Consider the following 5,963-nt stretch of genomic DNA (forward strand, 5'->3'; position numbering starts at 1 on the left):
TTCCTTGATGTCTTGCTGGGAAACCGTTGACGGAAAACCGCTGGCGCCCCGCGTCTTCCGGGTCTGCCAATTCTGAAACGAAGGGTTTCAGAGCAGTCCGGCATGTCCGAGGTTCGGACAGTGGTCGAAATAGAGAGGTCGAAGTCTCGGCCAAGTCCCCGGTATTGGCAGATTCCCGCCCTTACCGGCCGGCGGTAGGTAACACACTTTACCGGGCTTGACCAGAAGTCCGCCCGAAGGCGGACCGCCGGCCCCGCCCGTGCCTTCAGATCATCGCCATGCCGCCGTTGACGTGCAGCGTCTGGCCCGTCACATAGCCCGCCTCCGCGGAGGCGAGATAAACGACGGCAGCGGCGATTTCGTCGCCCGTACCAAGCCGTGCAGCCGGAACCTGACCCAGAATCGCATCCTTCTGCTCAGGCTTCAGCACATCGGTCATGGCGGTCTCGATAAAGCCGGGCGCCACCGTGTTGACGGTGATGTTCCGGCTGGCCACTTCCTTCGCCAGCGATTTGGACATGCCGATCATGCCTGCCTTGGCTGCGGCATAATTGCTCTGACCGGCATTGCCGGTCACGCCGACGACCGAAGTGATTCCGATGATGCGGCCATAACGCCGGCGCATCATGCCCTTGATGGCCGCACGCGAGAGGCGGAAGGCCGAGGTGAGGTTCACCTCCAGCACCTGATCCCACTCCTCGTCCTTCATGCGCATGAAGAGGTTGTCGCGGGTGATGCCGGCGTTGTTGACCAGAATGTCCAGCCCGCCCATGGCGGCCTCGGCCGCCGGCACCAGCCCGTCCACGTCGGCGCGATCGCCCAGATTGGCCGGCACCACATGCACGCGCTCGCCAAGGGCGGCCGCGACCTCTTCCAGCTTTTCGCGCCGTGTGCCGGACAGCGCCACGGTGGCGCCCTGCCCGTGCAGCGCACGGGCGACAGCCGAACCGATGCCGCCGCTGGCACCGGTGACAAGCGCAAAGCGGCCGGTCAGATCAAACATAAGTCAGGTCCCCATGCCGGGAGGCCGGGCCGGCAGCAAAAGCCCGCTGCGGCCGGCGGTTCATTCTTGTCGTCTCGGCCGGCCCGCGGGCCGGCGGGCGGACCACGTCAGGTCCGCCGCAAAATGTCAACCGGCGACGTTCTCGCCAAGCCGTTCGGCAAGCACAGCCACGTCTTCCGGCGTGTTCACAGCAAGCCCCTGTGCGCCCTTGACAATCCGTTTAGCAAGGCCGCTCAGCACGTTGCCCGCGCCAAGCTCCACAAAAAGATCGACGCCGTTCGCGCCCAGCCATTCCACGCTTTCGCGCCAGCGCACCGTGCCGCACACCTGTTCCACAAGCCGGGCGCGAATCTCTGCCGGGTCGGTGATCGGCCGGGCCAGCACGTTGGCCACCAGCGGCACCGACGGAGCGCGGATATCCACCTGCGCCAGCGCCTCGGCCATGGCATCGGCCGCCGGCTGCATCAGCGGGCAATGGAAGGGCGCGCTCACCGGCAGCAGCACGGCGCGCCGGGCGCCGTGGGCCTTGGCAATCTCGATGGCCCGTTCCACGGCACCGCGATGGCCGGAAACCACCACCTGCCCGGGCGCATTGTCGTTGGCGGCGGTGCAGACCTCGTCGCCGGCGGCCTCGGCCGCGACCGCGCGCGCGGTCTCAAGATCGAGCCCCAGCAGCGCGGCCATGGCGCCGGCACCCGGCGGCACGGCGGCCTGCATGGCATTGCCGCGCAGGCGCAGCAGACGGGCGGCATCGGCCAGCGACAGGCTGCCGGCGGCCGCCAGCGCCGAATATTCGCCCAGCGAGTGGCCGGCGACATAAGCCGCATGGTCGGCCAGCCGCACGCCGCGGGCTTCCGCCGCGCGCAGCGCCGCAATCGACACCGCCATCAGCGCCGGCTGGGCATTGGCGGTCAGCGTCAGCACCTCGTCGGGGCCTTCCCACAGCACGGCCGAGAGCTTCTCGCCGAGGGCGTCGTCGACTTCCTCGAAAACGCGGCGGGCCTCGGGAAAGGCCGCGGCCAGCGCCTGGCCCATGCCGACGGTCTGGCTGCCCTGCCCCGGAAACGTGAATGCCGTGCTCATTGCGCGCGCCCCAGCCTTTTCCTGCGCCCCGCGGCACCACCGGCGCCGGGGAAAATCCATCCGAACGGCGGCACGAAGCCGGCCGTTTCCGCCTGTCTCTCACCCGGCACGCACGGCGCCGCAGCCCGGAAGGCGGAGAGCAGCCGGGCCGCGCACAGAAGGCGCCTTGGCGGGCGGAAGTCAAGGGCTGCGGCCGGCCCTGCGACGCCGGCAAAGGCCCGATGGCGGCCATAAGACGACAAAAGAACATAAAGACGCCGCCACCGGGCCGGACCGGCCGGCATGCAGGCCCCGCGCACCGGCCGGCACAACCCGCCGTAAGGCCCCGGCCGCGGCCATGAGTCGGCCGCCGCCCGGCCGGCAAAAAAAGCAGGCGGCAGTGCGTCGGACCTGTCGCAACAGTGCGTTTCATTCTCACGCTGCCCGGCGCCTGCCCCGCCGGCGCGCGGGACGGCTCTGTCAGCAGCGCGATCAGTTCGGCGTCATCTCGCCTTCCGGATGATTGACGATGGCGCGCAACTGGCAGATTCTGGAACTGACCAGTTTCCAAAAAAGGAAGCCATTGTGGCCACCGCTTCTGCCTTCCGACGGCCGGCGTTTCGCCCGCAGCAGCCCGCCCGCGCCGCCACCGCGCTTGCCGCAACGCTGGCGGCGCTTCTGGTGGTTGCCGGCTGCAACAAGGCCGACAACGCACCGCGCGCCGCCGCCGGCAAACCGGAGGTGGGCGTCGTCACCCTGCATCCGCAGTCGGTCGCCATCACCGCCGAACTGCCGGGGCGGACCACCGCTTCGCTCACCGCAGAGGTTCGCCCGCAGGTCAGCGGCCTCATCAAGAAGCGGCTGTTCGTCGAGGGCGGCGAGGTGAAGGCGGGCGATCCGCTCTACCAGATCGATCCCGCCAGCTATCAGGCCGCCTACGACAGCGCGGTCGCCACGCGCGAGAAGGCGGAGGCCGCCGTGCCCAGCGCCGCCGCCAAAGTGACGCGCTATGAAGGCCTTGCCCGGCAGAACGCCGTGAGCAAGCAGGATCTGGACGATGCCGTTGCCGCGCTGGCGCAGGCGCGCGCCGAGGTGGCCGTCGCCAGAGCCAATGAAGAGACCGCACGCATCAATCTCAACTATACCACCATCACCGCGCCGATCGGCGGCCGCATCGATCGCTCGACGCTGACCGAGGGCGCGCTCGTGACCGCCAATCAGGACACGGCGCTGACCACCATCCGCACGCTTGATCCTATCAATGTCGATGTCACACAATCCGCCACCAACCTTCTGAACCTGCGTCAGGCGATCCGCGAGGGCCGGGTCCGGCTCTCCGGCAGCAATGTCAGCGTGCGTCTGCTGCTCGACAACGGCGAGGCTTATCCGCAGACGGGCCGGCTGGAATTCTCCGAGGCCAAGGTGAGCGAGACGACCGGCACCTATGCGCTGCGGGCGGAGTTTCCCAATCCGGAGCGGCTCCTGCTGCCGGGCATGTATGTCCGCGCGGTCGTGGAGGAGGGTATTGCCGCCAACAGCTTCGTGGTGCCGCAGCGCGCCGTTTCGCGCGATGCGCGCGGCGAGGCGACCGTGAAGATCGTCGGGGCCGACGACAAGGTGGAAGAACGCACCATCGAGGTGCAGGGCTCCGTCGGCAACAACTGGATCGTTTCCAGAGGCATTGCCGACGGCGACCGCGTGATCGTGGAAGGCCTGCAGATGGTGCGCGTCGGCGCCGCCGCCGCGCCGGTCGAGGTGGTGATCGACGAGAACACGGGCGAGGTCGGCGAGCGCAGACAGTCCGGGGCCGTCGAAACGCCGGCCGCCACGCAGCAGCGCGGGTGAGACCACACGATGTCGGCATTTTTCATCAACCGGCCCGTCTTCGCGTGGGTCATCGCCATCATCATCATGCTGGCGGGCGTGCTGGCGCTGCGCGAGCTGTCGGTGTCGCAATATCCGCAGATTGCCCCGACGACGGTCAAGATCCGCGCCACCTATCCCGGCGCCGATGCCCAGACGGTTGAAAACTCGGTGACCAAGATCATCGAGCAGGGCATGACCGGCATCGACAATCTCGACTACATGAGCGCCACCTCGACCTCCAGCGGGCAGTCGGATCTGACGCTCACCTTCACCAGCGCCGCCGACCCCGATGTGGCGCAGATGCAGGTGCAGAACAAGCTGCAGCTCGTCACCTCGCAGCTGCCGCAGATCGTGCAGTCGAGCGGGCTTTCGGTCACCAAGTCGTCGTCGGGCTTTCTCATGGTGGTCGGCTTCGTCTCCACCGACGGCAAGCTGACCAACACCGATCTGGCCGACTATGTCGACAGCACCCTGAACGACACGCTGCGCCGCGTGGAAGGCGTGGGCGACACCACGCTGTTCGGCTCCGGCTATGCGATGCGCATCTGGCTCGATCCCGACAAGCTGGCGAAATATGCGCTCATGCCGGGCGATGTGTCGTCGGCCATCGAGGCGCAGAACACGCAGGTGGCCGCCGGCCAGCTCGGCGGCCTGCCGCAGCGCGCCGGCCAGCAGCTCAACGCCACCGTCACCGCCCGCAGCCGCCTGCAGACGCCGGAGCAGTTCCGCAACATCATCCTGAAGAGCGCCACCGACGGCTCGCTGGTGCGCCTCAACGACGTGGCCACCGTGGAAGTCGGCGCGGAGAGCTACACCAGCGCCTCGCGCTACAACGGCAAACCCTCAGCCGGTCTGGCGATTTCGCTGGCCACCGGTGCCAACGCCATCAGCACCTCTGAGGCGGTTCAGGCCACCATCGGGCGGCTGAAATCCACTCTGCCGCCGGGTGTGGAGGTGGTCTACCCCTACGACACCACGCCGTTCGTGCTGCTTTCCATCGAAAAGGTGGTGCGCACGCTGATCGAGGCCATCGTGCTGGTGTTCGTGGTCATGCTGGTGTTTCTGCAGAACATCCGCGCAACCCTCATCCCCACTCTGGCGGTGCCGGTGGTGCTGCTCGGCACCTTCGCGGTGCTGGCGGCCTTCGGCTATTCCATCAACACGCTCACCATGTTCGCCATGGTACTGGCGATCGGCCTTCTGGTCGACGATGCCATCGTGGTGGTGGAAAATGTCGAGCGCGTGATGGCGGAAGAAGGCCTCGGGCCGCGCGAGGCCACGATGAAGTCGATGCGCGAGATCACCGGCGCGCTGGTGGGCATCGCCATCGTGCTGTCGGCGGTGTTCGTGCCCATGGCTTTCTTCGGCGGCTCGGTCGGGGTCATCTACCGCCAGTTCTCGGTCACCATCGTTTCCGCCATGGTGCTCTCGGTGGTGGTGGCGCTGGTTCTGACGCCGGCGCTGTGCGCCAGCATTCTGCGCCGGCCGCAGCACCACGGGCCGCGCCGGGGCCTGTTCGGCCTCTTCAACCGCACCTTCGATGCCGGCACCCGCGCCTATGGCGGCACGGCGCAGCACATGCTGTCGCGGCCGAAGCGTTATCTCATGGTGTTTCTGGCCCTGACGGTGGCAACCGGCTGGATGTTTGCCCGCCTGCCCTCCTCGTTCCTGCCGGCGGAGGATCAGGGCATCCTCATCACCAGCGTGCAGTTGCCTGTCGGCGCCACCCAGGACCGCACTCTGCGCGTGCTCGATCAGGTCACGCAGCACTACCTCAGGAACGAGGCCGATGCCGTTCAGGGCGTGATGACGGTCGCCGGCTTCGGTTTTGGCGGGCAGGGCCAGAATGTCGGCCTCGCCTTCGTGCGGCTGAAGCCGTTCGACGAGCGCACCAGCCCCGCCAGTTCCGCACAGGCCATTGCCGGCCGGGCCATGGCGGCCTTCTCGAAGATCCGCGACGGCCGCGTCTTCGCGCTGGCGCCGCCGGCCATTCAGGGCATGGGCAACACCAACGGCTTCAGCTTCTTCCTGC

General features: G+C 67.8%; 4 protein-coding genes. 2 read left to right on the forward strand and 2 right to left on the reverse strand.

The window, feature by feature from the left end; genetic code table 11:
- Positions 1–265 precede the first annotated feature (265 nt).
- Both fabG and fabD read right to left on the reverse strand, forming a co-directional pair.
- Positions 266–1,003, reverse strand: coding sequence for a 3-oxoacyl-[acyl-carrier-protein] reductase (gene fabG / locus V7067_RS14580; protein ID WP_334176632.1), 738 nt, complete (start codon positions 1,001–1,003; stop codon positions 266–268).
- A 126-nt stretch (positions 1,004–1,129) separates the two neighbouring features.
- Positions 1,130–2,086 carry an ACP S-malonyltransferase gene (fabD, locus tag V7067_RS14585; protein WP_334176633.1) on the reverse strand — a complete coding sequence of 319 codons (957 nt, stop codon included), beginning with the start codon at positions 2,084–2,086 and terminating at the stop codon, positions 1,130–1,132.
- Positions 2,087–2,746: 660 nt separating this feature from the next.
- Between fabD and V7067_RS14590 the strand changes: the two genes are divergently transcribed.
- Both V7067_RS14590 and V7067_RS14595 read left to right on the forward strand, forming a co-directional pair.
- On the forward strand, positions 2,747–3,910 hold the full coding sequence (locus V7067_RS14590) for an efflux RND transporter periplasmic adaptor subunit (protein WP_334176635.1): 1,164 nt from the start codon (positions 2,747–2,749) through the stop codon (positions 3,908–3,910).
- A gap of 9 nt (positions 3,911–3,919) precedes the next feature.
- Positions 3,920–5,963 (forward strand): efflux RND transporter permease subunit (locus V7067_RS14595; RefSeq protein ID WP_334176634.1); only part of this gene is annotated, 2,044 nt, incomplete at its 3' end.

The organism is Pseudoxanthobacter sp. (assembly GCF_036822375.1).
In the GTDB taxonomy this organism is placed as follows: Bacteria; Pseudomonadota; Alphaproteobacteria; order Rhizobiales; family Segnochrobactraceae; genus Pseudoxanthobacter.

What these genes read in the sequence shown, in the direction of transcription:
- fabG (WP_334176632.1), bottom strand. Translation starts at nt 1,003, where the DNA reads ATGTTTGATCTGACCGGCCGCTTTGCGCTTGTCACCGGTGCCAGCGGC.
- fabD (WP_334176633.1), bottom strand. Translation starts at nt 2,086, where the DNA reads ATGAGCACGGCATTCACGTTTCCGGGGCAGGGCAGCCAGACCGTCGGC.